General features: G+C 67.3%; 20 protein-coding genes. 7 read left to right on the plus strand and 13 right to left on the minus strand.

Annotated features, from left to right (window positions below; all coding sequences use genetic code 11):
* Positions 1 to 118 precede the first annotated feature (118 nt).
* From BLTE_RS06220 to BLTE_RS06235, 4 genes are all read left to right on the plus strand, one after another.
* Positions 119 to 853 (plus strand): AzlC family ABC transporter permease, encoded by a 735-nt coding sequence (locus BLTE_RS06220; protein WP_126398547.1) that lies wholly within the window; start codon positions 119 to 121, stop codon positions 851 to 853.
* A complete protein-coding gene (locus BLTE_RS06225) occupies positions 850 to 1,221 on the plus strand; it encodes an AzlD domain-containing protein (protein WP_244600141.1) in 372 nt (123 codons plus the stop codon). Before BLTE_RS06220 ends, BLTE_RS06225 begins: the two co-directional genes overlap by 4 nt.
* Positions 1,222 to 1,282: 61 nt before the next feature.
* Positions 1,283 to 1,687 carry a hypothetical protein gene (locus BLTE_RS06230; RefSeq protein WP_126398549.1) on the plus strand — a complete coding sequence of 135 codons (405 nt, stop codon included), beginning with the start codon at positions 1,283 to 1,285 and terminating at the stop codon, positions 1,685 to 1,687.
* Positions 1,671 to 2,936 (plus strand): ImmA/IrrE family metallo-endopeptidase, encoded by a 1,266-nt coding sequence (locus BLTE_RS06235; protein ID WP_126398551.1) that lies wholly within the window; start codon positions 1,671 to 1,673, stop codon positions 2,934 to 2,936. Before BLTE_RS06230 ends, BLTE_RS06235 begins: the two co-directional genes overlap by 17 nt.
* Positions 2,937 to 2,986: 50 nt before the next feature.
* Here the strand turns inward: BLTE_RS06235 and BLTE_RS06240 are convergent, their stop codons facing one another.
* The 5 genes from BLTE_RS06240 to BLTE_RS06260 all read right to left on the minus strand — a co-directional run bounded on the left by BLTE_RS06240 (position 2,987) and on the right by BLTE_RS06260 (position 6,639).
* A complete protein-coding gene (locus tag BLTE_RS06240; RefSeq protein ID WP_126398553.1) occupies positions 2,987 to 3,409 on the minus strand; it encodes an HIT family protein in 423 nt (140 codons plus the stop codon).
* Positions 3,410 to 3,645: 236 nt separating this feature from the next.
* Positions 3,646 to 3,948, minus strand: a complete 303-nt coding sequence (locus BLTE_RS06245) for a hypothetical protein (protein ID WP_126398555.1) — start codon at positions 3,946 to 3,948, stop codon at positions 3,646 to 3,648.
* Between the two features lie 84 nt (positions 3,949 to 4,032).
* Positions 4,033 to 5,370 carry a GNAT family N-acetyltransferase gene (locus BLTE_RS06250; RefSeq protein ID WP_126398556.1) on the minus strand — a complete coding sequence of 446 codons (1,338 nt, stop codon included), beginning with the start codon at positions 5,368 to 5,370 and terminating at the stop codon, positions 4,033 to 4,035.
* 49 nt (positions 5,371 to 5,419) lie between these two features.
* Positions 5,420 to 6,175: a glycerophosphodiester phosphodiesterase family protein gene (locus tag BLTE_RS06255; protein WP_165439205.1), complete on the minus strand. Its 756-nt coding sequence runs from the start codon at positions 6,173 to 6,175 to the stop codon at positions 5,420 to 5,422.
* Positions 6,172 to 6,639 (minus strand): RidA family protein, encoded by a 468-nt coding sequence (locus BLTE_RS06260; RefSeq protein ID WP_126398560.1) that lies wholly within the window; start codon positions 6,637 to 6,639, stop codon positions 6,172 to 6,174. Before BLTE_RS06260 ends, BLTE_RS06255 begins: the two co-directional genes overlap by 4 nt.
* Before the next feature lie 315 nt (positions 6,640 to 6,954).
* Here BLTE_RS06260 and BLTE_RS06265 point away from each other — a divergent pair, with 315 nt between their 5' ends.
* Positions 6,955 to 7,794, plus strand: coding sequence for a cell envelope integrity EipB family protein (locus BLTE_RS06265; protein WP_160140537.1), 840 nt, complete (start codon positions 6,955 to 6,957; stop codon positions 7,792 to 7,794).
* A 68-nt stretch (positions 7,795 to 7,862) separates the two neighbouring features.
* Here BLTE_RS06265 and BLTE_RS06270 read toward each other — a convergent pair whose 3' ends face one another.
* From BLTE_RS06270 to BLTE_RS06280, 3 genes are all read right to left on the minus strand, one after another.
* Positions 7,863 to 9,221 carry an HlyD family type I secretion periplasmic adaptor subunit gene (locus tag BLTE_RS06270; protein ID WP_126398564.1) on the minus strand — a complete coding sequence of 453 codons (1,359 nt, stop codon included), beginning with the start codon at positions 9,219 to 9,221 and terminating at the stop codon, positions 7,863 to 7,865.
* A gap of 107 nt (positions 9,222 to 9,328) precedes the next feature.
* The gene (locus BLTE_RS06275; protein WP_126398566.1) at positions 9,329 to 11,614 is read right to left on the minus strand and encodes a peptidase domain-containing ABC transporter; all 2,286 of its coding nucleotides are present in this window, start codon (positions 11,612 to 11,614) and stop codon (positions 9,329 to 9,331) included.
* Positions 11,611 to 13,374, minus strand: a complete 1,764-nt coding sequence (locus BLTE_RS06280; RefSeq protein WP_126398569.1) for an ABC transporter transmembrane domain-containing protein — start codon at positions 13,372 to 13,374, stop codon at positions 11,611 to 11,613. Before BLTE_RS06280 ends, BLTE_RS06275 begins: the two co-directional genes overlap by 4 nt.
* A gap of 291 nt (positions 13,375 to 13,665) precedes the next feature.
* Here BLTE_RS06280 and BLTE_RS06285 point away from each other — a divergent pair, with 291 nt between their 5' ends.
* The gene (locus BLTE_RS06285) at positions 13,666 to 16,833 is read left to right on the plus strand and encodes a cadherin domain-containing protein (protein ID WP_126398571.1); all 3,168 of its coding nucleotides are present in this window, start codon (positions 13,666 to 13,668) and stop codon (positions 16,831 to 16,833) included.
* Between the two features lie 280 nt (positions 16,834 to 17,113).
* Here the strand turns inward: BLTE_RS06285 and BLTE_RS06290 are convergent, their stop codons facing one another.
* The gene (locus BLTE_RS06290) at positions 17,114 to 17,761 is read right to left on the minus strand and encodes a hypothetical protein (RefSeq protein WP_126398573.1); all 648 of its coding nucleotides are present in this window, start codon (positions 17,759 to 17,761) and stop codon (positions 17,114 to 17,116) included.
* Positions 17,762 to 18,034: 273 nt separating this feature from the next.
* Here BLTE_RS06290 and BLTE_RS06295 point away from each other — a divergent pair, with 273 nt between their 5' ends.
* Complete coding sequence (locus BLTE_RS06295; protein ID WP_126398575.1) at positions 18,035 to 19,636, plus strand: MBL fold metallo-hydrolase RNA specificity domain-containing protein; 1,602 nt, start codon at positions 18,035 to 18,037, stop codon at positions 19,634 to 19,636.
* Between the two features lie 88 nt (positions 19,637 to 19,724).
* Here the strand turns inward: BLTE_RS06295 and BLTE_RS06300 are convergent, their stop codons facing one another.
* From BLTE_RS06300 to BLTE_RS06315, 4 genes are all read right to left on the minus strand, one after another.
* Positions 19,725 to 21,155 carry a basic amino acid/polyamine antiporter gene (locus tag BLTE_RS06300; RefSeq protein ID WP_126398577.1) on the minus strand — a complete coding sequence of 477 codons (1,431 nt, stop codon included), beginning with the start codon at positions 21,153 to 21,155 and terminating at the stop codon, positions 19,725 to 19,727.
* A 97-nt stretch (positions 21,156 to 21,252) separates the two neighbouring features.
* Complete coding sequence (locus tag BLTE_RS06305) at positions 21,253 to 22,488, minus strand: arginine deiminase (RefSeq protein WP_126398579.1); 1,236 nt, start codon at positions 22,486 to 22,488, stop codon at positions 21,253 to 21,255.
* Between the two features lie 169 nt (positions 22,489 to 22,657).
* Positions 22,658 to 24,091 carry a basic amino acid/polyamine antiporter gene (locus BLTE_RS06310; protein WP_126398581.1) on the minus strand — a complete coding sequence of 478 codons (1,434 nt, stop codon included), beginning with the start codon at positions 24,089 to 24,091 and terminating at the stop codon, positions 22,658 to 22,660.
* A 302-nt stretch (positions 24,092 to 24,393) separates the two neighbouring features.
* Positions 24,394 to 24,636, minus strand: coding sequence for a hypothetical protein (locus BLTE_RS06315; protein WP_126397733.1), 243 nt, complete (start codon positions 24,634 to 24,636; stop codon positions 24,394 to 24,396).
* Between the last annotated feature and the right edge of the window lie 2 nt (positions 24,637 to 24,638).

The raw sequence follows: 24,638 nt of genomic DNA on the forward strand, positions 1-24,638 counted from the left end.
CCTTTCCGTTTTTGCGGGCCTGTCCGGCATGACGGCTTGAGCATGACGGCTTGGGCATGACAGCTTGGACGTAAGGACAGCTTCCGCCGGCAGGGCGGATCGGCCACAAAGGGTGCGCATGGCCGAGCCGTCCTCCGATCCCTCCGACCGCCCGCGCAATACGGCGCTCGCCGCCGGCATCCGCGTCGCCTTCGGCCCGCCGATGCTGGTGCTGATGGCCTCCTTCGTCGGCTTCGGCGGTCTGGCGCACGATGCCGGCTGGCCGCTGCCGGCCGCGGTGCTGGCGACGCTTCTGGTGTGGGCGATGCCGGGGCAGGTGGTGCTGCTCGGGGCCGTCGCCGCCGGTTCGTCGCCGCTCGCCGCGCTGCTGGCGGTGTCGCTGTCGGCGGTGCGGCTGATGCCGATGGTGGTGTCGCTGATGCCGGTGCTGCGGGCGCCGCGCATGAATGTCGGCGCGCAGTTCTGGTGCGCCCATTTTGTGGCGCAGACGGTTTGGGTGGAGTCCTTCCGCCATCTGCCCGACATTCCGCGCGCCGAGCGGCCGGGCTTCTATCTCGGCATGTCCTATGCGCTGATCGTCGCCTCGGCGGCGGCGACGGCGCTCGGCCATGTGGTCGCCGGCCGGCTGGCCGAGCCGCTGGTGATCGGGCTGGTGTTCCTGCCGCCGGTGTTCTTTCTCCTGTCGCTGGAGCGAACGGCGCGAAGTGTCGTCGAGAAGCTGGCGTTCGCCTCCGGCCTCGTGCTCGGGCCGGTGATGGCGGTCATGGCGCCCGATTTCGACCTGATGCTCACCGGCGCGATCGGCGGCGCGGTGGCGTTCGCCGTGGGCCTCGCCTGGGAGCGCCGGGCATGAGCGATCCTGGCATGAGCGATCCTGGCATGAGCGACCTTGCCATCTATGCGATGGTGCTGGCGGCGGCCGCGGTCACCTATGTCTGGCGGTTTCTCGGCATCGCCGTGGCGAACCGCATCGACGACCGCAGCCTCGGCTTCCGCTTCGTGCGGGCGGTGGCCACCGCGATGGTGGCCGGGCTGGCGGCGCGGATGGTGCTGTTCCCGACCGGCGGGCTCGCCGCCATTCCGCTGGCGCTGCGGCTCGTCGCGGTGGGGGTGGGGGCCGGCGCCTACGCCGCCACCGGCCGCTCGGTGACCGCCGGTCTGATCGCCGCGGATGCGGTGATCATCGCCGGAGCATGGTGGCTTGGTCTGGGGTCCGGCTGAGAGCAGCCTGATTTCTTGCTGCCATGTGGGCTGCTATATTGAACATGCTTGAGAGGCGGCCATGGCGCGACCGCAACAGATCCCGAAGCGCCCGCCGCTGAAGGACGAAGAAATCGAATCGGCGAGTTATGTTGGAAGCGGCGAGCACAAGGTTGAGCGCTGGTGGGACGGTCTGCCGATGGCGAGGGTCGGTCCTGACGGTCATGCAACAAGGCCCAAGAAACAAAATACCACGATCTGTCCGAAGGTTTTGGAAGCCGAACGCGCAATCGCAACCACGTGGGTGCGAGAGGCGCTGAGACGCGGCCGATACCGGTATTTTGAGGGAGACAAGACGTACCCGAAGCATATCTGGCACATGGATGCGGACGGCCAGTTCTGGTTCGGGTTTGCGGTCAACCAGGAGCAGGGTACCTACAAAGGTTGGCCGATCAGCGAGGCGGAAAAGCGTGAAGCATTCGATTGAATGGCATGACGATGCGCTGAATGCCGCCCCTGAAGAGCGGGCGACGGTCGGCGATCTGCGTCTGGTCCTCAACGGCTTGAACGTGACCCAGCATCTTCTGGATGGTCAGGTCGGCGATCACGTTACTGTCGCGCTCTATGGGCTCGCGCACGGTCTCGTTCATGATTGGTGGACGGTTTTTGGTGCGCGCGACCGTTCCATTTCGTTTCTGCGCTACCGAACCGGTTATCTGCTGCCGGATATCCGGCTGCAATTCGATGGAGCGGTCTTCGAGGTCTCCGCACATCAATATGTATACAAGGAACCAGATCTCCGTTTTTGGGGCGGTTCGACGGAGGTCATGTCTCGCCAGGAGGGTGAAACTTGGCTGTCCTGCTTGATCCAGGAAATTCTTGAACGTCTTGCGGAAAAGGACACCAAGAATACCAGCGCTGCGCTGCGGTGGCAGCGTATTCAAGCCTCGATCCAGTCAGGAGAGACGGTTTTTTGCGAGGCAGCAGGCGGATTGGGGCTTGATCCTTATCAGATTGCTGATGACGAGGCAGAGTTTATCGAGAAATCGGAAGAGTTGTTTTCGAATGATGCGCTGGTGGAGTTCGTGTCGGGCGCAGATAATGTCGATAGGTCAAGCCTGCTCAACTGGGTTGAGCGGATGGCCTCCGAGAGGAGCATGAGCTACCGGTTGGCCAATTTGCGGCCTGCGGTCGACGAGGTGGCCAAAATTGCCTTGCCAAAGGCAGGCGAACGCGCCTGGGCGCTTGGATACCGCCGGGCGCGCGCGATGCGGAGGCACTTGGATCTGCAGCAGCATCATCGTTTCTCATCTTTCAAAGATTTGGCGCAGTATCTCGGTGCCGGGCGCAGTTTTAATCTTGCTCCCAAGGTCGATGGGATCCATGCGCTACGGCGCGAGCGCCCTGACGGAATTCATATTCACCTTCGCAATCACGGAGATTCTTCCGAAGCGAAAGCGACACATCTGTTCTCGATGGCAAGGGCAGTCGGAGATGCGGCGTGTTTCCCGGAGCAAGCTCTGTCGTCGGTCAATCGCCTGCAGAATGCTTACCGGCAGGCGGCAGGTCGGGCATTTGCCGCGGAATTCCTTGCGCCGATCGACGAGATTCGGTCGATGCAAAAGGATAAGCGTGACATTTTTTCGATCGCGGACGAATTCTCCGTCTCTCCGGCTGTAATTGAACGGCAAATCGAGAATCAGGACCGAATTGCCCAAGCTTGTGGCGCGTTCTGATTCCGAGTTGATGACTTTTGGTCATTTGCTTTGGGCGAACGCGCCCGTCTTCATCCGATCGCCGCGATCAGCTTGTCGGCGTGCTGCTTCAGCACCGCCATGTCCTCCTTGTAGGAGGTGGGCGGCTTCAGCGCCACGCCGGCATGGCGCGGGATGACGTGGACGTGGAGGTGGAACACCTCCTGGCCGCCGGCCGCCTCGCTGAACTGCATCAGGGTGATGCCGTCGGCCGCGAAAGCCGCCTTGCCGGCGTGCGCGATCTTCTGCGCGGTGCGCATCACTGCGGCCAAATCGTCCGGATCGATGTCGAGAATGTTGCGGGCCGCGGCCTTGGGAATCACCAGCGTATGGCCGGGCGCGCGCGGCATGATGTCGAGGAAGGCGAACGTCCTGTCGTCCTCGAACACCTTGAAGCAGGGAATCTCGCCGCGCAGGATCTTGGCGAAGATGTTGTTCGGGTCGTAGGCGGTCATGTCGCGGCCCCAGCTTGCTTGCCGTAATACGGTTTCCGGTTGACCCCTTCGGGGTACCGGAAACGGTCTCGCCGAAAAACCCTTGATTCGGATAGGATTTTTCGGCGATCGGAGCACGGTTCTCCGGCTTGGTCAGCCGGAAACCGCATAAACGCAAATCGCGGCGGCGCCTGTGTGACGCCGCCGCGGGTTCGGGTCAAGAGAGCCGGGCGCGCCGCGACCCTCCAGGAATGAACTCAGCGCCAGCCGCAGACGCGCCGGCCGCGATGCCACCAGCACACCCAGCGCTGCCGCACGCACACGCGCCGGCCCCAGCGGTCCCAGTAGCACCGCGTGCGCCACTGCACGGTCTCGGCCTTGACGGTGTCCCGCTCCGGGCGGAACAGCGCGTCGAAGGCGGTGGCGTCCTCGGGGGTGCCGGGCGGAATGGGCGAGGCGGGTGCGGCCTCGGCGCTGCCGGACCCGATCGTGAGGGCAGCGGCGCCGAGGGCCACGGCGCCGAATACGAAGGCGCGGCGATGAAGCTGGGTGTCGGTCATGGCGTGCTCCTGCTTTCTCCTGCTGCGGGGATGTTGTCCTTACTTTCCGCAACGCCCTGCGATCCGAATGGTTCGACGAATAGTTCACACCTCGAATTCCCCTTCGGCAAGACCTTTATCCCCCTCGGCAAGACCTTTTTCCGCTCCGGCAGCGTCCTTGCGGAAGGGGGTCTCGGCCAGCAGCGTCCGGCCCAGATCGGCGACATAGGCGCGCTCGCGGGCCAGATAGCTGGCGATTCCCCGGCGCAAGGCGGGATCGGCGATGTAGTGGGCCGAATAGGTGGGGACCGGCAGATAGCCGCGCGCCAGCTTGTGCTCGCCCTGGGCGCCGGCCTCCACCCGCGCCAGGCCGAGTTCGATCGCCGCCTCGATGGCTTGGTAGTAGCAGAGCTCGAAGTGCAGGAACGGGTGGTGCTCGATCGCGCCCCAGTGGCGGCCATAGAGCGTGTCGGAGCCGCGGAAATTGAGGGCGCCGGCGATCCAGCGGCCGCCCCGCCGCGCCATCGCCAGCACGATGGTGTCGGCCATGCGCGCCGACACCAGCGAGAAGAAATCGCGGGTCAGATAGGGCCGGCCCCATTTGCGCGAGCCGGTATCCATGTAGCAGGCGAAGAAGGCGTCCCACACCTCCTCGGTGAGGTCGGCGCCGGTGAGGCGGCGGATCTCGATGCCGGGGGCCAGCGCTTCGCGCCGCTCGCGGCGGATGGCCTTGCGCCTGCGGGCGTTGAGGTCTTCGAGGAACGCCTCGAACGACGCATAGGCGCGGTTGGTCCACTGGAACTGCCGGTCGGTGCGCAGCAGCCAGCCGGCCGCGCCGAGTTCCAGCCATTCGCGCCCGGTCGGGAAGGTGACGTGCACCGAGGAGGCGCCGGTCTGGCGGGCGAGCGCGGTGAGGGCGCCGGCGAGGCGGCGGCGGACCGCGACGGCGTCGTGGCCCGGCCGCACCATCAGGCGGGGACCGGTGCACGGCGTGAACGGTACCGAGACCTGGAGCTTGGGGTAGTAGCGGCCGCCGGCCGCCTCGTAGGCCTCGGCCCATCCCTGGTCGAACACATACTCGCCGCGCGAATGGGTCTTCAGATAGGCCGGAACGGCACCGACCAGGGTGCCGGCCGCGTCGCGCGCGATCAGGTGGACGCCGGCCCAGCCGGTGCGGGGGACGGCCGAGCCGGACTCTTCGAGCGCCGACAGAAATTCGTGCGACACGAAGGGGTTGTCCGCCGTCTCCTGATAGGCGGGATAAAATTCGTCGCCGGCCGGTTGGGCGTCGGCCGCCGGCAATACCGGCGCGCGGGCGCAGGCGTTCCACGCGGCGGGGTCGAGGCCGCGCAGGCTCGGCACCGCCTCGATGGTCAGGTCCGGCAGGGCGGCGGCGGTCGAGGGATCGTTCGTCGTGGTTTTGTTCGTTGTGGGTGCTTTCATGGACGGTTCCGGGGGTCACCGCCACTTTACGGCAAAGGCCGCAGCAGGATCATGCCGGTTTCGGCCGGAAGCCTTCGAAGATCATCTGGTCGGCCCAGCGCTTTGCCCGCGCGCGGTCTTCGGGCGTGCGCACCGTCCAGGTCAGCACCGGCACGCCGAGCGCGCGCCGGGCGACTTCGGTCGCCACGGTCGGCAGGTCACTCAAGCAGAAGGCGACGAACTGCGGGCGCGACGCCGGCCAGTGCAGCAGATTGCCCAGCACCTGCTTGCGGATGGCGGAGAGGCCGTTCCATTCGGGATCGGCATAATGGCGCTCGGCGGTGATGCCGCGGACGATACCGGGCGCCAGCGTGCGCAGGTCGGCGATGGGGGCGGGGTCGAACGACATCAGCGCCAGCGGGCCGCCATAGGCGGCAGCGACCTCGGCGGCGCGCCGCACCAGCGTTGGGTCGCCGTCGAACCGGCTCTTCAGCTCGACGATCAGCGGCACGTGCCCCGACACCAGCGTCAGCAGTTCGGAGAACCGCATCATCACGTCGTCGGTGTCACGGAAGCGCACGGCCTTGAGCTCGGCGGCGGTGCGCGCGGCGACCGGCCCGGTGGCCTCGGTCAGGCGGTCGAGGGTGTCGTCGTGGAACACCATCGCCTCGCCATCGGCGGAAAGCTGCAGGTCGACCTCGATGGCGTAGCCGGCGGCCGCGGCAGCGGCGCAGGCCGAGAGGGTGTTCTCGATGACGCCGTCGGCGGCGTCGTGCAGCCCGCGATGGGCGATCGGGCGCGCTGTCAGCCACTCGGGTGTCATCAGGCGACCTCGAACAGGCCTTCGATCTCGACCAGGGCGCCGAGCGGCAGTTCGGCGACGCCGACGGTGGAGCGGGCATGCCGGCCCGCCTCGCCGAACGCCGCGACCATCAGGTCGGAGGCGCCGTTCATCACCTTGGGCAGGTCGGTGAAGCCGGGGCCGGCATTGATGAAGCCCCCGAGCCGCACAACCCGCGTCACCCGGTCGAGATCGCCGATCGCCGCCTTGACCTGCGCCAGCACGTTGAGCGCGGCGTAGCGCGCCGCCTCCTGCCCGGCGGCGAGGTCGAAATCGCTGCCCATCCGCCCGGTGTGGCGCAGCGCGCCGTCGGGCGCGAAGCAGAGCTGGCCGGACACCGTGACCAGATTGCCGGTGCGGACGAACGGCACATAGGTGGCGACCGGTGCCGCCGGAGCGGGCAGGGCGAAGCCCGCCGCGATGATCCTGCCCTCGACCGTCCCAGCCATCACGTGTCCTCCTCAATGATACGGTTTCCGGTCGATCCCTACGGGATACCGGAAACGGTCTCGCCGAAAACCCCTCGCTTGGGAGCGGGGTTTTCGGCGATCGGCATACGGTTCTCCAGCCTGATCGGCTGGAAACCGCATGAACCGCCAACCCGTCATGCCGCAAAGTCATCGCGCAGGCGCAGGCGGCAGGCAAGCCGATTGGCCAATCCGCTTGACGTTGTAGCCGCAGCGGGCCGCAATTATGGTACCGCCACGCTTGTGGTCGGATTCTGGCTCATGAATGCAATTTGTCGTGTGGCGGCGCGTGGTGCCGTGGCCCTTGGCCTTGGCCTCGCTGCCGGGATCGCGACCGTGGCGGTGGCGGCCGGGGGAGTGGCGGGCGAGGCGGTGGCCGACGAGGCGCCGGCCTTCATCGCCCATCGCGCCGTCTACGACCTCACGCTGGACCGTCTGGCGGCCAAATCCTCGGTGCAGGGGGCGCGCGGCCGCATCGTCTACGAGTTCTCGGGCAATGCCTGCGACGGCTGGGCCATGTCGCTGCGTCAGGTGGTGCAGATCGACAGCGAGGACGGCCAGACGGTGTCCGACACGCTGGCGACAAGCTGGGAGGATGTGGCCGGCCGCACCTTCCGGTTCGCCAACCAGAATCTGGTCGACCGAAATGTGCGGGAGATGAGCGAGGGCCGCGCCGAGCGCGCGGCGGACGGCTCGGTGGTGGTGCAGATCGCCAAGCCGGCCGAGGGCCGGGTCGAGCTCGGCAGCGGCGTGGTGTTCCCGACCCAGCACATGCGCCGCCTGATCGAGACCGCGCGCAAGGGCGAGACCATCCTGTCGGTCAAGGTGTTCGACGGCACCGAGGCCGGCCGCAAGGTCTACGACACCATGGGCGTGGTGGGGCGGGCGATCGCCCCCGGCGCCGAGGGTTCGCTGGAGCCGGTGCTGCGGGTGCCGGAGCTGAAGGACACACGGCGCTGGCCGGTCACGGTCAGCTATTTCGAGGCGGGGTCGGACCAGCAGACGCCGATCTACACGCTCGGCTTCGAGCTGTTCGAGAACGGCATCAGCCGCGACCTCACGCTCGACTATGGCGATTTCCGGCTCAAGGGCGCGATGACGACGCTCGACATCCTGCCGCCGACGCCGTGCCGGTGAGGCGTTGCCGGTGAGGCGGACCCGCTCGCCCGGCGGAGGGTTTGCCACCGTCCAAGTCTGCGGCCTCGTCAGCGCTCGGTGAAGATGACGTCGAGCGAGTTGAACACCGGCTTCAGCATGTAGCGCACGATCGACTTCGAGCCGGTCACGATCTGGGCCTGGACCACCATGCCGGGGGTGATCGGCCGGGTCAGCGCGCCGCTGCCGACGCTGTCGCGGGCGAGGCGGATGAAGGCGCGGTAATAGGGCTCGCTCGGCGCCTGTCCCGGCAGCGGGATCTGGCCCGCCTGCGGCATGAAGGCCGAGGCTGAGATGTATTCGACGCTGCCCTGGACCGTGCCGTAGAGTGCGCTGTCGAAGGTGGTGAACTTGATGATGGCCGGCGAGCCGACATTGATGTGGCCGCTGTCGCGCGCCTCGATGCGCACGTCGGCGATCAGCTCCTGCGGGGCCGGCACGATGCGGGCGACGGTGTCGCCGGCCTTGATGACCTCGCCGGCCGATTTCGGCCCGAGTTCCAGCACGTAGCCGTCGGACGGCGCGCGCACCAGCAGCCGCTCGACGCGATCGGACAGCTTGGCAAGCTGCTGCTGCGTCTCGGCGAGATCGGAGGCGGCCTTCGCCCGTTCCTCGGCGATCTTGCGCTCGGCGTTGGCCCGTGCCTCGGTGCGCGCCTTCTCGGCCTCGGTGGCGGCGTCCTCGGCGGATTTGAGCTTGGCTTCCAGATTGGCGATCTCGCCCTCGGCCTTCTGCGCCGCGAGCTTCCATTCCAGATAGGTCTTCTTCGAGGTGTGGCCGTTGACGATCAGCTTGCTCTGGATGGCAAGCTGCTCGCGCTGGGTCTCGGCCTGCAGCCTTGCGTTCGCCAGATCGCTGCGGACGCCGGCAAGCTCGCTCTGGCGCTGCGCGATGCGGGCCGCGAGCGTGGCGTCCTCGCTCTGGCGCTGCTGGACGGCGCTGGAATAGAGCTGCACCTGTTCCGACACCAGCGCGGCGTGCTCTGGCGCGACGTTGCTGAAGTTCGGCACCTCGCCGCGGCTCAGCGCATTGAGCCGGATCAGTTGCAGCGTGAGGGCGACCTTGCGGCTTTCGAGCTGGTTGCGGTCGCTTTCGCTGCCGACCGGATCGAGGCGGATGACCGGGTCGCCGGCCTTGACGGTCTCGCCTTCGCGCACCAGCACCGCATCGACGATGCCGCCCTCGAAATGCTGCACGTTGAGGATCTGGCCGCGCGGCACGATCTGGCCGGTGACGGTGGTCGTCTCGCGCACGCTGGTCAGCGTGCCCCAGGCGATGGCCAGAACGACGAAGCCGGACAGCACATAGAGCGTCCACGACAGCACCTTGGGCGGACGCCCGTCTTCGAGGACCAGCGGCTGGGTCAGCCGGTGCGTGAAGTCATTGTGGGTTCGCCGTCGACGCAACATGGGGCTCAACCGACTGTATGCGCGGAAGTTTCACTCAAATTACGCTGGAAACGTTAACGGGGCGCAACCGATCCGCGATGGTGACTTCTTTCCCGCGGCCCTGCGCATCAGGCCGCGAGCTTGTCGATGATCTTGTCGGGCGGACCATCGGCGATGATCAGTCCCTCGTTCAGCACGACGACGCGGTTCGCCAGCCGCATGAAGGCCGGGCGGAAGGTGACCATGATGACGGTCGCCGTGCCCTTCAGCGCCGTGATCCTGTCCATGAAGGCGGCGGCGGCGGTCGCGTCCATGCTGGCGGCCGGATTGTCGAGCAGATAGACGGGCGCCTTCTTGACGAAGCAGCGGGCGAGCCCGATGCCCTGCTTCATCGGCTCGGACAAGTGGTCGAGCCGGTTGGAGGTGAGGCGGGTCTCGATGCCCTCCGGCAGCAGCGGATGGTTCACGTCGACGCCGGCGGCAGCCAGCGCCGCGACGATCTCGGCATCGGTGGCGTCGGGCTGGGCGAGACGCAGATTCTGGGCGATGGTGCCGTAGAAGAAGTGCGGCTTCGGCGGCAAATAGGCCACGGCCGAGCGCCAGTCTGCCGCCGGGATCTGGCGCAGGTCGAGCCCATCCACCAGCACCGCGCCGCCGAGCGGCGGATAGAGCCCGAGAATGAGCTTGAGCAGGGTCGATTTGCCGGCGCCGCTCGGGCCGGTGATCGCGATCACCTCGCCGGGCTTCACCTGAAGCTGGACGCCGCGCAAGGCCGGCTCGGTGCGCCGCGGATAGCGGAAGACGAGGCGGTTGAGGGTCAGCTGGCCGCCGAACTCGCGCCGGAACGAGCGCGTGCCGAGCGGCGCGTGCTCGCCCTTGATGGTCATCAGCCGGTTGAGCTGCTGATAGGTCTGCAGCGCCTGCTCCAGCCGGCTGGAGAACAGGAACGTGGTCTGCAGCGGCGACATCACCCGCCACACCAGCGCCATGGCGCCGACCAGCGCGCCGGGCGACATCGTGCCGTTCATCACCGACAGCGTGCCGAACAGCAGCGTCGCCACGCCCGCGAGGCTGCCCAGCGTCTGGGCGAGGTTCTGCAGCACGCTGTTGAGGAACTGCAGCCGCCGGTTCTTCTTCGCCCATTCGGTGAGAAGGTCGCGGTGGCGGGCGATCCAGATGCTCTCGGCGTTGAGGTCGCGGATGGCCTGACGCTTGCCGAGGATCTCGCGCAACAGGAGTTGGAGCCGCTGGCGGACGTCGCCGGCCGCGTTGGTGCGGTGCTTGAGCAGCGGCAGCGTGACTGCCGACATCAGCGCGAACACCACCAGCAGCGACGCCGGAACCCAGACGAGATGGCCGCCCCAGATGGCGATGGCGATGAGGAACACCACCACGAACGGGATGTCGATGATCGCGGTGACCAGGGCGCCGGTGAAGGTGTCGCGCAGCGTCTCGAACTGGCGCAGGCGCGCAACCTGCGTGCCGATCGGCGCGGTCTCGACCATCGCGATCGGCATCTGCAGCAATTGGCTGAACGCCGACATGGCCGAGAGCGCATCGATGCGCGCGCCGAAATAGGCGATCATTCGCGCCCGCACGTAGCGCAGCGCCAGATCGGTCGCCAGCACGATGGCGGTGCCGATCGCGAGCAGCATGACGATGCCGGGCGAGCGCGTGCCGATGCCGAAATCGTAGATCTGGATCACGAAGAACGGCACCGCCAGCGCGGCCAGATTGATCAGCAGGCTCAGCATGATCGCCCCGGCGATCGCCGGCTTGAAATGGCTGATGACACTGCCGAACCAGTTCTTCTGGGCCTGCGCCGCGTCCGACTCGTCCACCGACAGCCGGCGGACGGGATAGAGCGTGCCCTTGAGCGCGGACGCCTCGAAATTGCGGCTCTTGCGGCTGTCGCCGTCGAAGACCGCGAACGTTCCATCGGCATTGCGGTCGACGATCACCGACAGGGCGCCGGTGCCGGTCTCCAGCAGCGCGGGCAGCATGTCGTCGTGAAGGCGGCCCGCCTTGAGGCGGCGGGCATCGCTGGCGAATCCCAGGCGGGCGAGGACGCCGCGCAGATCCGCGATATCCGCCACGCGGTCGAAATAGGGCAGGGCCTCGCGCACGGTGCGGGCATCGCCGGCCCAGCCCAGGGCAGCGAGCAGCGGCGCGAGGCAGGCCTCGGCCGCGGTGGCCGGGGCAACGACCGCATCGATCTCGTCAAGCGGATCGCCGCCGGTGCCGCCGTCCGCTGTCGGCGTCCCGGGCGCGGCCGGTGCGGTGTCCGGCTGGGCGAAGGCGCGCTCGAGGCGGGCCATGCTGGCGTGGACCGCATGGTCGCCCGTGGCCGCAGGGCGCGGCCGCAGCGCCTGCAGCGCCGCCTCGTCGAGCGGCTGGCGGGGCTCGTCGATCATGCGGCGCCTCGTTGAGGTTCGGGCAGGGGGGCGCTGCGCTCGCAGGCGACCGTGCCGTCGCCGACGCGGATGATCAGGTCGGCAGTGGCCAGCAGCGAGGGCCGGTGGGTTGCGACGAGCACGGTCATGTCGTCGCGCAGCGCGTGCAGGGCCTTGATCAGGCCGGCCTCGGCGGTGCGGTCGAGCGCGGAATTGGCGTCGTCGAGTATGAGGATCGACGGCTCGCAGGCGAGCGCGCGCACGATCGCCACCTGCTGGGCGACCGAGACCGGAATGTCATCGACGATGCCCTCGCCGAGCTGGGTCTCGAAGCCGTCCGGCAATAGATTGATGGTGCGGTCGACGCCGACGAGGCGGCAGGCGCTGCGGGCGGCGGCGGCGCGCTCGGGCTGGAACAGCGTCAGGTTTTCCAGAAGCGTGCCGCGGAAGATGACCGGGACGGGACCGACATAGGCGATCTGGGCGCGCACGCGGGCGAATTCGGGGTCGGTGGTCGCAATGCCCGAGATCCGCACGCTGCCGGCGCTCGGGGTAATCTCGCCGCGCAGCAGATTGAGCAGCGTCGAACGGCCCGAGCCGTCCTCACCCTTGACGCCGACAATGGCGCCGGACGGGATCTCCAGCGTGATGCCGCTGAACAGCGGCGGGCTATCGGCGGAATAGGCGTAGGCGGCATCCGCGCAGACAATGGGGCCTTCGGGCGCCTCGCGCCGGGCGCCGCTCAGCGTGCCGACCGGACCGGACAGCAGCGTGCGGACCTCGCTGCGGCGGTGGCCCACCGTCTGGTTGTCCATCCACAGCGAGATGGTGCGCAGCAGCGGCTGCAGGATCTGGCCCGACAGCATGGTGCAGCAGGCGAGCGCGCCGATCGACATCTGGTCGTTGATGACGTGGACGGCGCCGATCATCACCACGATGACCTGCGACAGATTGCCGAACAGCACCGCCGACGATTGCGCGGCCTGCCCGGCCAACATGGATTTGGCGGTGATCTCGGCGACGGCCTGCTGCAGCCGCTCGAAGCGGCGCTGCATCTGCGGCTCGATCGCCATCGCCTTCACCGACAGGATGCCGCTCAGCACCTCGGTGACGAAGTCGTACTTCTTGTTGTCCTGGACGCTGCGCCGTTCGATCACGTCGCGAAACGCGCGGCTGCGGTAGATCGACAGCGCGGCGAACAGCAGGAACAGCGAGACCGGCACCAGCACCATGGTGCCGCCGACCAGCGCCATGACGCCGAGCCCGAGCGCGACGAACGGCAGCTCGAGGGCGACGGTGCGCGACGGTCCGGCGTGATAGTCGCCGAGCGCGCCGATGGCGCCGTAGCGGTTGAGGTGGGTGGCCACGGGGTCGCGCTCGACCGTGCCGGCGGGGGCGGCGAGCAGGCGGGCCACCGCCTCGTCCGACACCTGCAGCACGAACTGCGTCGACAGCCAGGACAGCAGCGCCGAGCGCGCGCACTTGAGGATGAAATCGAGCGCCAGCGCCACGCACAGGCCGATGAACAGGGCCAGCAGCGTTTCCTTGGCGTGGTTCGGGATGATCCGGTCATAGACCTGCAGGATCGTCAGCGGCAGCACGAGCGCCAGCAGGCTGGTGACCAGCGTCGCCAAATAGATGGCCGGCGGCAGGCGCGGCTCGGCGATCGGCTTGCCGGCGAAGATCGACCGGAAGCGAACGGCGCCCGCGCCCGCCACGGGCGCGCTGGCGGATGTTTCTGCCGACTGGGCATCTGCCGACTGGGCAACTCGACGCATCATCACAGGCCGCTGCAGCCTTTTCCCTCAATGCCCGGACATTATTCGGAAAAGTCTTATCGTCTGCTTAATAGTCCAATAACCCTGTGAGATCGGCCATAGGTTTGGCGTTAGAGCGTACAATAATAAAATACAATATAATAACCATACCATCTCATAAACACATAAAAACTCCAACTACATGGTCGCATCGAGATGGGATTAAGAAATGCACGTTATATTTGCGCCGACAGGGTAGCAAAACCGCCCGTGATCCTGGCGATCCGGCGGGTCTGACAGACGGAGAGCATGTCGATGGCCGGCCCCACCACCTCCGGTGCTCCGCTCAACGATGCGGATTTGCAGCTTCTGGCCACGCGTCAGGCGGCGGGGCAGGCCGCCGATGGCGGGCCGTTCGGCGCCGACAAGCGGATCGCCGTGGCCGATCACGGCCCGGGGGCACAGCCGGGGGCGACCGGCGGCGACCAGCTCACCAACCCCAATCTCCATTACGGCACGCAGTGGGACGACGGCCGCGGCGGCGGGCAGGCCGATGCGCACGCGGTGCCGCACCCGGCGGCGGCGCCCGAGGCGACGCCGATGGTCGAGAGCCCGTCCATCCAGCCGCTGGCCACCCCGGCCGCCGCCGACACGGCGGGCGAGGGCGTGCGCGGGTGGGACGGGGATGCCGGCGGCCTGCCGGCGGCGCGCGGCGCGGGCGATCCAGCGATATCGGGTGGCCCTCTCGGCTCCTCCGGCCTGCAGCCGGGCGCCGATCCGGGCTTAGGCTCTCCGGGGAACATCACCGCCACCGGCCCGGCGGCGCAGGGTGCTGCGGCTGGGGCGGAGCTGCCGGCCGGCCCGGTTCTGCCGCAGGAGACCGGCGAGGGGGCGGGATCGAATGCGCTGGCGCCGGTCATCACCTCCGGCGAGGGCGGGCAGGCGTCGATCAGCCTCGCCGAGAACACCGCCGACGTGGCGACCATCACCGCCAGCGATGGCGATGCAGGCGCGCGACTGACCTACACGATTGCCGGGGGCACTGACGCGGCGCTGTTCACGATCGATCCGGAAACCGGACACCTCGTCTTCAAGAGCGCGCCGGACTTCGAGCGCCCCGCCGATGCCGATGGCGACAATATCTATCATGTGACGGTGCAGGTCTCCGACGGCATCCACACCGACACCCAGGCGCTCGCCATCTCCGTCACCAATCTGCAGGACGAGGCGCCGACCGGGGCGGTGATGACGGGCGGCGTGATCGCCGAGAATTCGGCGGCCGGGACGGTGGTCGGTACGGTGACCGGCACTGACCCCGACGCGGGCGCGGTGCTGAGCTATCAGATCGTCGGCGGCGATGCCGACAAGTACCAGATCGATGCCGCGACCGGCGTGGTATCGCTGAAGGACGGCGCGAAGCTGGATTTCGAAGCCGATGCGGCCGACAGCATCACCGTGCGCGTGACCGACCAGACGGGCCTTTCGGTCGAGCAGACCTTCGACATCAAGGTCGCCGACGTCAACGAGGCGCCGACCGGGGCGGTGATGAAGGGCGATGTGATCGCTGAGAATTCGGCGGCCGGCACGGTCGTCGGTACGGTGAGCGGCGCCGATGCCGACGCGGGCGCGGTGCTGAGCTATCAGATCGTCGGCGGCGATAGCGACAAATACCAGATCGATGCCGCAACCGGCGTGGTGTCGCTGAAGGATGGCGCGAAGCTGGATTTCGAGGCCGATGCGGCGGACAGCATCACCGTGCGCGTCACCGACCAGACGGGCCTCTCGGTCGACCAGACCTTCGACATCAAGGTCGCCGACGTCAACGAGGCGCCGACCGGGGCGGTGATGAAGGGCGGCGTGATCGCCGAGAATGCGGCGGCCGGCACGGTGGTGGGCACGGTGAGCGGCGCCGATGCCGACGCGGGCGACAGACTGAGCTATTCGATCGTCGGCGGCGATGGCGACAAGTACCAGATCGATGCCGCGACCGGTGTCGTCTCCCTGAAGGCCGCGACCAAGCTCGACCTCGTGGCCGACACGAGCGCGACGACGGTTTCTGCCGCCAGAAGCGACGCCGTTTTGACCAGGACGGGCGTGAAGCTCGACTATGAGACGGACGCGGCCGACAGCATCACCGTGCGCGTGACTGATCGGAACGGGCTCTCGATCGACCAGACCTTCGACATCAAGATCACCGACGTGAACGATGCGCCGAGCGGCCTCACGGTTGTCGGCGGAACCGTCCAGGAGGACGTTGCTTCCGGCGGCACCATCGGCAAAGCGTCTGCGGCGGCGGGCAGCCTGGCGGCGACGCTCGCCGGCATCGATCAGGATGCGGGTGACAAGCTCAGCTATTCGATCGTCGGCGGCGACAGCGCGAAATACGAGATCCTCAACGGCAACGAGATCCATGTCCGGGCCGGCGTGAAGCTGGACTACGAGACCGACCCGAGCGACTCGATCATCGTGCGCGTCACCGACAGTCACGGCGCCATCTATGACCGCAACGTGGTGATCCAGGTCGGCGATTATGTGGGGAGCTTCACCGGCACCAGCGCGGCCGACAAGGTCACCGGCACGTCCGAACAGGATGTCATCAGCACCGGCGGCGGCAATGATGTCATCACCGGCGCCGCCGGCAACGACCGGATCGACGGCGGTGCCGGAACCGACACCGTGGTCTATTCGGGCGCCAGCACCAACTATGGGTTCACGCTGAATGCCGACGGCTCGGTGACGATCGGCGACGGCCGGAGCGGCTCGCCCGAGGGCGCGGACACGGTGGTGAATGTCGAGACGTGGCAGTTCTCCGACAAGACCGAGACGCTGATGACCGGGACCACCGGCGACGACATGCTGAAGAGCACCGCAGGAAACGATCTGGTTCTCGCCGGCGACGGAAACGATCTGGTCTACGGCTCCGGCGGGCTCGACATCCATGATGGCGGCGCCGGCAATGATACGATCGATTATTCCGCGCTGTCCTACAAGATGACGATCGATCTCGATCAGGGGCTCGGCTACGTCACCGGATATGTCGAGGGCGGCGATCGTGTCCTCAATTTCGAGAATGCGGTGGGCGGCAATCTGGCCGACACGCTGATCGGCAACGCCGGCGACAACCGGCTCGACGGCGGCGCCGGCAATGACACGCTGACCGGTGGTCAGGGCAACGACACGCTGATCGGCGGCCAGGGCAGCGATCTGTTCGTCTATTGCGTGGGCGACGGCAACGACAGCATCAATGGCGGCGCCAACAGCGGCGGCGCGAGCTGGATCGACCAGATCGACCTCAGGGGCGGCACCGAGGCGCTCGGCACCTATGGCGTCGACTGGACGGTCTCCGTCACCAGCGGCGCCATCGCTTCGGTGGATGCGGCGAAGCACGAGATCAAGCTGTCGGCGGATGCGGACGGGGCGATCCACATGCAGGACGGCTCGACGGTCAGCTTCTCCGACATCGAGAAGATCACGTGGGCGTGAGAGAATTTGGGCGTGAGAGAATTTGGGCGCAAGAGAGTTTTGGCGTGAGTGAATTTGGACGTGAGTGAATTTGGGCCGGCGTGAATTCGCACGTCAACGAATGCGGATGTGATGCCTGCCTGCATGGATCAGGATCTGTGGCGCCAGGAGCCATGGTCGGAACAGTCCCGGCCATCGCCGGGCTTGGCCCGGCGATGGCCGCGGCGAGAGCGGGCAAGCATCTCATGTCAGCCTGGGTGGGTCAGAGGCTGCCGCACCGCTCGCGCCGTGGCACGCGTGCTCAGGGCGGAGCCGGGCTGTTCTGCGAAAACAGCGCGCGGCGGACCTTGTCGCGGCCGAAGACCTGGCTGATCTCCGCGAACGCGAAGAACGGCACCAGCATGACGAACAGGATCACGCCGACGATGATGCTGGCGGTCACGCCGCCCGCCTCGTGCGGGATGCTTTCGAGAATTGTCCTGCCGTCGATCACGCCGCGCAGCGTCTTCTCGGCCACGTCGAAGAGGATGAAGAGAACCGTGTAGATCGCGGAGCGGCCGAGGATGGGGTAGATCCGCGGCCAGTGGGGCGACCACTGACCAAGCTTGAACTCCTCGCCGAGCAGCATCACCTTGGCGAGGAGGAACGCATTGATGGTGGCGAAGCCGAAGCGCGTGAAGGGCAGGCCGTGCTCTTCCAGAATCAAATATTCGTGCATCTGGAACAGCGTGAGCACCACGAGCAGGTAGGCGAACATGATGAGGAAGCGGATGAGGCCGGCCTTCACGCGCGCCCACCGCGTGGACTTCCCGGATGACGCCTCGTCCGTGGCCGGTGCGATCATGTCCGCGACGGCGATGTCTCTTCCGCCCATGTCTCTTCCGCCCATGTCAACCTGGCCCATGTCAACCTCGCCCATGCCGACCCGGCCCGTATCTGCTTGGCTCATGTCTGCGTCTCCCTGCGGGCGCCGCTCGATGCGGCCTGTTCGACGAACCGGCGAAACATTATCGCTATTTCGCGCCGTCGGTTGCAACGGCAAGGTCTGCAACGCGCCTGCGTCGTTCACAATGCTGGGGCTGGGCAATGGGCACGGGTGCCGATTGCAGGCGGGCGGGGTAGCATTGCTCATGTGTCGGCCGGGTCCGCCGGCCGGGCCGGATGACGCGGCGCCGGCCGAACGTGCCGGCGGATCGGGTGTTGCGTTGAGGAGGCGCTGCCGATGTCGATCGAACTCAGCTTCTTCGGTGCCGCGGGCACGGTGACCGGCTCGTGCTTCCTGCTCCAGGGCGCAGGCGCCCGCGTGCTGGTCGATTGCGGCATGTTCCAGGGCTCCAAGACGCTGAAGGAGCTGAATTACGGGCCGTTTCCGTTCAGCCCGGGGGCGCTCGACGCCGTGCTGGTCACTCATGCGCATATCGACCATTCCGGCCTGCTGCCGAAGCTGAGGCGCGACGGCTATCGCGGCCCGGTGCTGGCGACCGAGGCCACCGCGGGGCTGCTCGGCTGCATGCTGCCGGACTCCGGCCACATCCAGGAGACCGAGGTCGAGATCCTCAACCGCCGCAACCGCCACCGCGGGCGGGCCAGGGTGACGCCGATCTACACCAAGGCGGACGCGCAGGCGTTTCTCGATCAGCTCGTGCCGGTGGACTACGGCACGTGGCGCGAGGTGGCGCCGGGGTTTCGGGCGCGCTGGTGGAATGCCGGGCATCTGCTCGGCTCATCGTCGATCGAGATCGAGGTGGCGGACGGCGATGAACAGCTTCGGCTGCTGTTCTCCGGCGACATCGGCCCCGACCACAAGCTGCTGCAGGAGCCGGCCGACGGGCCGCGCGATCTCGACGTCATCGTCATGGAGGCGACCTATGGCGATCGCGACCGCCAGGATCTCACCGCCGCGCGGCGGCGGGCGCTGCTCGCCGACGAGGTGGCGGCGGCGCAGGCGCGGGGCGGCCCGCTGCTGATCCCGTCCTTCGCGGTGGAGCGGACGCAGGAGGTGGTGACCGATCTGGTCGGGCTGATGGATGCGGGTCGCGTCAGGCCGGCGCCGATCTATGTCGACTCGCCGCTGGCGGGACAGGCGACGCGGGTGTTCCTGCGCTTCGCCGACGAGCTTGCCGACCCGGCCGCGCTGCGCCGCGCCTTCGCATCGCGCCACCTCATCGTCACAGAGAGCGTCGAGCAGTCGAAGGCGCTGCGCCAGATCGAGGGCTTCCACGTCATCATCGCGGCGAGCGGCATGTGCGAGGCGGGGCGCATCCGGCACCATCTGCGCAATTGGCTGGCCAATGAGCGCGCGACGGTGCTGCTGGTCGGCTTCCAGGCGATGGGCACGCTCGGCCGGGTGCTGCAGGATGGCGCAAGCACCGTGCGCATCCAGGGCGACGATGTCGAGGTGCGGGCGGCGATCCGTACGCTCGATGCCTATTCCGGCCACGCCGATGCGCCCGAACTGGTGGCGTGGCTCGGCCAGCGCGGCAGGCCGTCGACGGCGCTGTTCCTGGTGCATGGCGAGGACGCGGCGCTTGCGGCGCTGAAGGCGCGGGTGACCGAGGCCGGGCTGGTCGCGGCGCAGCAGGTGATGGTGCCGGGCATCGACGAGGTGTTCCACCTCGCGCGCGGCGAGGCACAGCTTGCCGGCCGGGCGGCGGAGCGCATCGCGCGGCAGGATGTGGCGCGGCTCGACTGGCACAATGATTTGTCGCGCCTGCTGCTCGATATCGACGCCGCCGTGCGCAAATCCGCCGATGAGAAGGGGCGGCAGGTGGTGCTGCGGCGGCTTCGCCGCGCGCTGGACGAGCAGGCGGCGGCGGGGGGATAGGTCCACGCCCGGCGGTTCAGACCGGGGTTTCGGTCTGCTGCGCCTTCAGGCGCGCGATGGGGGTCCGGCCAATCGGCCGGAAACCACATCAGACATAGATGTATCCGGCCGCGAGACCATAGATGGCGACCACCGCGCCGGCCATGGCGGCGGCGAACAGGAACGCCTCGGCCGGCGTGAAGACCGGGTGGCCGCGCTCCTTCTGGGCGATGACGAACAGCGCCGTGCCGGGGGCGTAGATCACCAGCGACAGCAGCAGGAACTTCAGCCCGCCGGCAAAGATCAGCCACGCGGCATAGACCGTCGCCAGCAGCGCGCGGACGAGATCGCCGCGGCGGCCGCGCGGGGTCTCGTCATAGGTCTCGCCGCTCCAGGCGAGCTTCAGCGCATAGGCGGCAACCAGGAGATAGGGCAGCAGGATCATCGAGGAGGTGAGCTTGACCGCCGCCAGGAACGCCTGCTCGGCGAACAGCGTGAGGATGAGGAAGGTCTGCACCAGCGAATTGGTGAGCCACAGCGCGGCCGAAGGCACCTTGGCGCGGTTCTCGGCCGCCAGGAACGCCGGCATGCTCTCCATCCGCGCCGCCGAGAACAGCACCTCGGCTGCCAGCAGCGACCAGGAGAGATAGGCGCCGAGCACCGAGATGATGAGCCCGACGCTGACGAACACCGCGCCCCACGGGCCGACCACCGCCTGCAGCACGCCGGCCATCGATGGATTGCGCAGCGCCGCGAGATCGGGGCGCAGCAGCACGCCGTAGGACAGCATGGTCACCAGCACCAGGAGGCACAGCACGCCGAGGAAGCCGAGCAGCGTCGCGACGCCGACATCCGAGCGCTTGCGGGCATAGCGCGAATAGACGCTCGCGCCCTCGATGCCGACGAACACGAACACGGTGACCAGCATGGTGCCGCGCACCTGTGCGAACAGGCCCTCGGTCTCCAGCCCCGGCCCGCCCTGGAAATTGGCGGCGAAGATGTCGGCCTGGAAGCCGAAGCCGACGAAAACCAGGAAGATCAGGATCGGGATGATCTTGGCGACGGTGACGATGGTGTTGAGGGCGGCAGCCTGCCGTACCCCGCGCAGGATCATGAAATGCACCGCCCACACGCCGAGCGAGGACACCGCGACGGCCGCCACCGTGTTGCCGTCGCCGAACACCGGGAACAGCGCCCCGAGCGTCGATTTGATCAGCACCCAATAGGAGACGTTGCCGAGGCAGCAGACGGTCCAGTAGCCCAGCGCGGACAGGAAGCCGGGATAGTTGCCGAAGCCGGCCTTGGCATAGGCGTAGACGCCGGCATCAAGCTCGGGCTTGCGGCGCGACAGCGTCTGGAACACGAAGGCCAGCATCAGCATGCCGCCGCCGGCGATCGTCCAGGCGATGAGCGCGCCGAGCCCGCCGGTGACGCGGCCGAAGGTCTGCGGCAGCGAGAAGATTCCCGCCCCGACCATGGAGCCGACCACCATGGCGGTGAGCGTCGGCAGCGCGAATTTCTGGTCGGTCGGCGACGCCATCGTAAATCCTGGAGGCGGGACGGAAAGCGGGACGGCGCGGCCGCAGCCGCGGCGTCCCCGGGTTTGGTGGGTCCAAGGTTCGGCCGGTGCGGGGTCGTCAGAATTCCACGGCGTCGCGGATGATCGGGCAGGTCATGCAGTGACCGCCACCGCGGCCGCGGCCGAGCTCGGAGCCGTCGATGGTGATGACCTCGATGCCGGCCTTGCGCAGCAGGGAATTGGTGTAGGTGTTGCGGTCATAGGCGAACACCACGCCGGGCGAGGCGCACACGAGGTTGGCGCCGCTGTCCCACTGCGTGCGCTCGCGCATGTAGTCGTTGCCGCCGGTCTCGACGACGCGAATGGCCTTGAGCCCCAGCGCCTCGCGCACCGTCTCGACGAGGTCCTTGTCCTTGCGCAGCTCGATGCCGCCCTTGCCGTTCGGCCGGTAGGAGAAGCACTCGATGCTGTTGACGATGTCCGGATAGAGCAGCACGCAGTCGCGGTCGGCGAAGGTGAACACGGTGTCGAGGTGCATCGCCGCGCGCAGCTTCGGCATGGCGGCGATGATGACGCGCTCGGCCGCGCCGCGCTCGAACAGCGCCGCGGCAAGCTGGCTGATGGCTTGGCGCGAGGTGCGCTCGCTCATGCCGATCAGCACATTGCCCTTGCCGATCGGCATCACGTCGCCGCCTTCCAGCGTGGCGAGGCCCCAATCCTGGGTCGGGTCGCCCCACCACACATTCACCTTGCCGGCGAAGTCGGGGTGGAACTTGTAGATCGAGGTGGTGAGGATGGTCTCCTCGTGGCGCGCCGGCCAGTAGAGCGGGTTCAGCGTCACGCCGCCATAGATCCAGCAGGTGGTGTCGCGGGTGTAGAGGGTGTTGGGCAGCGGCGGCAGCAGATATTCGTTGACGCCGGCGGCGTCGCGGATCAGCGCCAGCGTCTCGCCGCCGATGGTCTCGGGGAATTCATAGGTCGACAGGCCGCCGATCAGCGTCTCGGCGAGCTGGCGGGCGGGCAGGCCGTCGAGATAGGCGCGCACCTCCTCGACGAAGCCGAGGCCGATCTGGTTCGGTACCACCTGATTGTCGAGGATCCACTTCCTGGCCTCGGGGATGGCGACGGTCTCGGTCAGCAGATTGTGCATCTCGACCACCTCGATGCCGCGGTCGCGCATCTTGCTGATGAAGTCGAAATGGTCGCGCTTGGCGATGTCGACCCAGAGCACGTCGTCGAACAGCAGGGCGTCGCAATTGCTGGGCGTCAGGCGCTGGTGGGCGCGGCCGGGCGCGCACACCATGACCTTGCGCAACTGGCCGACCTCGGAATGCACGCCGAACTTGGTTTCCATGGTGGGACTCCTGGACGTTTCCGCTTTGAACTGGCTTTTCTAGAGCGTGATCCGATCTGACTGCATCAGATCGGACGCTCTAAGTTTCTGGTTTGTCGCATTTTCGCTGACGCGGCCCTTCGGGTCTTTCGCGCAACCGGTATCCACTTGTGCGGAAAATGCTCTAGTGTCAGGGCATGATGGTGCCGGTGGCGAGGCCAACGAGGCCGATGCCGCCGGCAAGCGCGGTGACGGCGAAGACGATCAGCTCGACCGGCGTGAAGAGGCGTGCGTTCTGCTCACGCCGCGCCCAGATGTAGAGGACGGTGCTCGGTACGTAGAGCACGGCCACCAGCAGCACGTATTTCAGGCCGGCGGCGAGGAACATGAAGATGGTGTAGACCACCGCGATCCAGGCGAAGATCTGGTCGCGGCCGCGCTCGTTCGGCGTCGTCTCATAGCCCCGGCCGCTGCGCGCCAGCAGCACGCCATAGCCCGCGACCAGCAGATAGGGCAGCAGCGAGGTCACGCTGGTCATGTTCAGCATGAAGTTGAAGGCGTCGCGCGACCAGTAGGTCGAGACGATGAACAGCGAGACGACGATGTTGGTCAGCCACAGCGCATTGGCCGGCACGCGGTTGCCGTTCTGGGCGGCGAACAGCTTCGGCATGTCCTGCGACTTGGCGGCGGCGAACAGCACTTCGGCGCAGATCAGCGACCATGCGAGATAGGCGCCGAGCACCGAGATGAGAACGCCGATCGAGATGAACACCGCGCCCCAATGGCCGACGACGAGCTCCAGCGCGCCGGCCAGCGAGGGGTTCGGCACCCCGGCGATGTAGGCGCGCGGCGCGGTGGCGTAGGGCAGGAGGGTGACGGCCACCATCAGGCCGGTGACGGCGACGAAGCCGAGAATGGTCGCGGCGCCGACGTCGGACCGCTTCTTGGCGAAGCGCGAATAGACGCTCGCGCCCTCGATGCCGAGGAACACGAAGACGGTGATGAGCATGGTGTCGCGCACCTGCGCCAGCAGCGTCTTCTCGGGCATGCCGACGCCGCCGAAGAAATTCTCGGCGAACTGGTCGTAATTGAAGAAGATGATGAAGGCGATGATCGCCACGATCAGCGGCACGATCTTGGCGATGGTGACGACGGTGTTGACGAAGGTCGCCTGCTCGACGCCGCGCAGGATCATGAAGTGGAACGACCAGACGCCGGCCAGCGACACGATGATGGCGAGGGCGCTGGAGCCGTCGCCGAAAATCTCCGGAAAGAAGCGGCCGAGCGTCGAGCCGATCAACACCCAGTAGAACACGTTGCCGAGGCAGCTGCCGAGCCAGTAGCCGAACGCCGACAGGAAGCCCATGTAGTCGCCGAAGCCGGCCTTGGCGTAGGCGAACACGCCCGAGTCGATGTCCGGCCGCCTTTCGGCCAGCGCCTGGAAGACCCGCGCCAGCATGTACATGCCGGTGCCGGCGATGGTCCAGGCGATGATGGCGCCGAACGGGCCGGTGGCAGTTGCGAAACGGCCGGGCAGGTTGAAGATGCCGGCGCCGACCATGGAACCGACGACCATCGCCGTCAGGATGGGAAGTGACAGTTTGCCGGCGGTCGTATCGGCCATGTTGCGCCCTTCTGAAAAGACAGGAAAGCTCTCGGCCGAATGCTAACGACGGAATGTTCCGGACGATAGGCGCGCAGGATGTCAATTGTGGGCTTTGAATCCCGGCGGACATCAAATGATCAGGCGCGACAACATTCCGTTAGGTTCAGTTTTATTGTGCGGTGCAGCGTTCTTCTTTGCGGATGAAGGTAATGGCTGGCGCTGCCGCCAAACCGGCGGATCCGCCGGCTGTCCCCGGCCGCCGATTCGATGGACGGAGCGGAGGATGAGTATCCCTCCGGCGTGGGCCGCAGGTGGGGCGCTTACGGCTCTGAAGGTCCGAGGAGCGCCGGGTTTGCTTTGTGGATTTTGATGAGTTCGACCAGGGTCTCGATTCCGAAGTCGGTGAACGCCCTGACGGCGGCGTCGCCGACACCGTAGACCCAGATGATGCCGTCCTCGACGTCCATTTCGTTGGCGACCTGGTGCAGCCAATCTTCGTCTTCGCCGAGGTCCTCGGCGACGCGAGCGATCGTGGTGACGCGGGAGACCTTGTTGACGTGCATGC

The organism is Blastochloris tepida (genome assembly GCF_003966715.1).
Lineage (GTDB): Bacteria > Pseudomonadota > Alphaproteobacteria > Rhizobiales > Xanthobacteraceae > Blastochloris > Blastochloris tepida.

Bases quoted from the DNA above. Each gene is read 5' to 3' on its own strand.
- BLTE_RS06220 (WP_126398547.1), top strand. From the start codon at position 119: ATGGCCGAGCCGTCCTCCGATCCCTCCGACCGCCCGCGCAATACGGCG.
- BLTE_RS06300 (WP_126398577.1), bottom strand. From the start codon at position 21,155: ATGGCGTCGCCGACCGACCAGAAATTCGCGCTGCCGACGCTCACCGCC.
- BLTE_RS06280 (WP_126398569.1), bottom strand. From the start codon at position 13,374: ATGATGCGTCGAGTTGCCCAGTCGGCAGATGCCCAGTCGGCAGAAACA.
- BLTE_RS06275 (WP_126398566.1), bottom strand. From the start codon at position 11,614: ATGATCGACGAGCCCCGCCAGCCGCTCGACGAGGCGGCGCTGCAGGCG.
- BLTE_RS06295 (WP_126398575.1), top strand. From the start codon at position 18,035: ATGTCGATCGAACTCAGCTTCTTCGGTGCCGCGGGCACGGTGACCGGC.
- BLTE_RS06225 (WP_244600141.1), top strand. From the start codon at position 850: ATGAGCGATCCTGGCATGAGCGATCCTGGCATGAGCGACCTTGCCATC.
- BLTE_RS06230 (WP_126398549.1), top strand. From the start codon at position 1,283: ATGGCGCGACCGCAACAGATCCCGAAGCGCCCGCCGCTGAAGGACGAA.
- BLTE_RS06260 (WP_126398560.1), bottom strand. From the start codon at position 6,639: ATGGCTGGGACGGTCGAGGGCAGGATCATCGCGGCGGGCTTCGCCCTG.
- BLTE_RS06305 (WP_126398579.1), bottom strand. From the start codon at position 22,488: ATGGAAACCAAGTTCGGCGTGCATTCCGAGGTCGGCCAGTTGCGCAAG.
- BLTE_RS06290 (WP_126398573.1), bottom strand. From the start codon at position 17,761: ATGAGCCAAGCAGATACGGGCCGGGTCGGCATGGGCGAGGTTGACATG.
- BLTE_RS06270 (WP_126398564.1), bottom strand. From the start codon at position 9,221: ATGTTGCGTCGACGGCGAACCCACAATGACTTCACGCACCGGCTGACC.
- BLTE_RS06310 (WP_126398581.1), bottom strand. From the start codon at position 24,091: ATGGCCGATACGACCGCCGGCAAACTGTCACTTCCCATCCTGACGGCG.
- BLTE_RS06250 (WP_126398556.1), bottom strand. From the start codon at position 5,370: ATGAAAGCACCCACAACGAACAAAACCACGACGAACGATCCCTCGACC.
- BLTE_RS06245 (WP_126398555.1), bottom strand. From the start codon at position 3,948: ATGACCGACACCCAGCTTCATCGCCGCGCCTTCGTATTCGGCGCCGTG.
- BLTE_RS06240 (WP_126398553.1), bottom strand. From the start codon at position 3,409: ATGACCGCCTACGACCCGAACAACATCTTCGCCAAGATCCTGCGCGGC.
- BLTE_RS06315 (WP_126397733.1), bottom strand. From the start codon at position 24,636: ATGCACGTCAACAAGGTCTCCCGCGTCACCACGATCGCTCGCGTCGCC.
- BLTE_RS06285 (WP_126398571.1), top strand. From the start codon at position 13,666: ATGGCCGGCCCCACCACCTCCGGTGCTCCGCTCAACGATGCGGATTTG.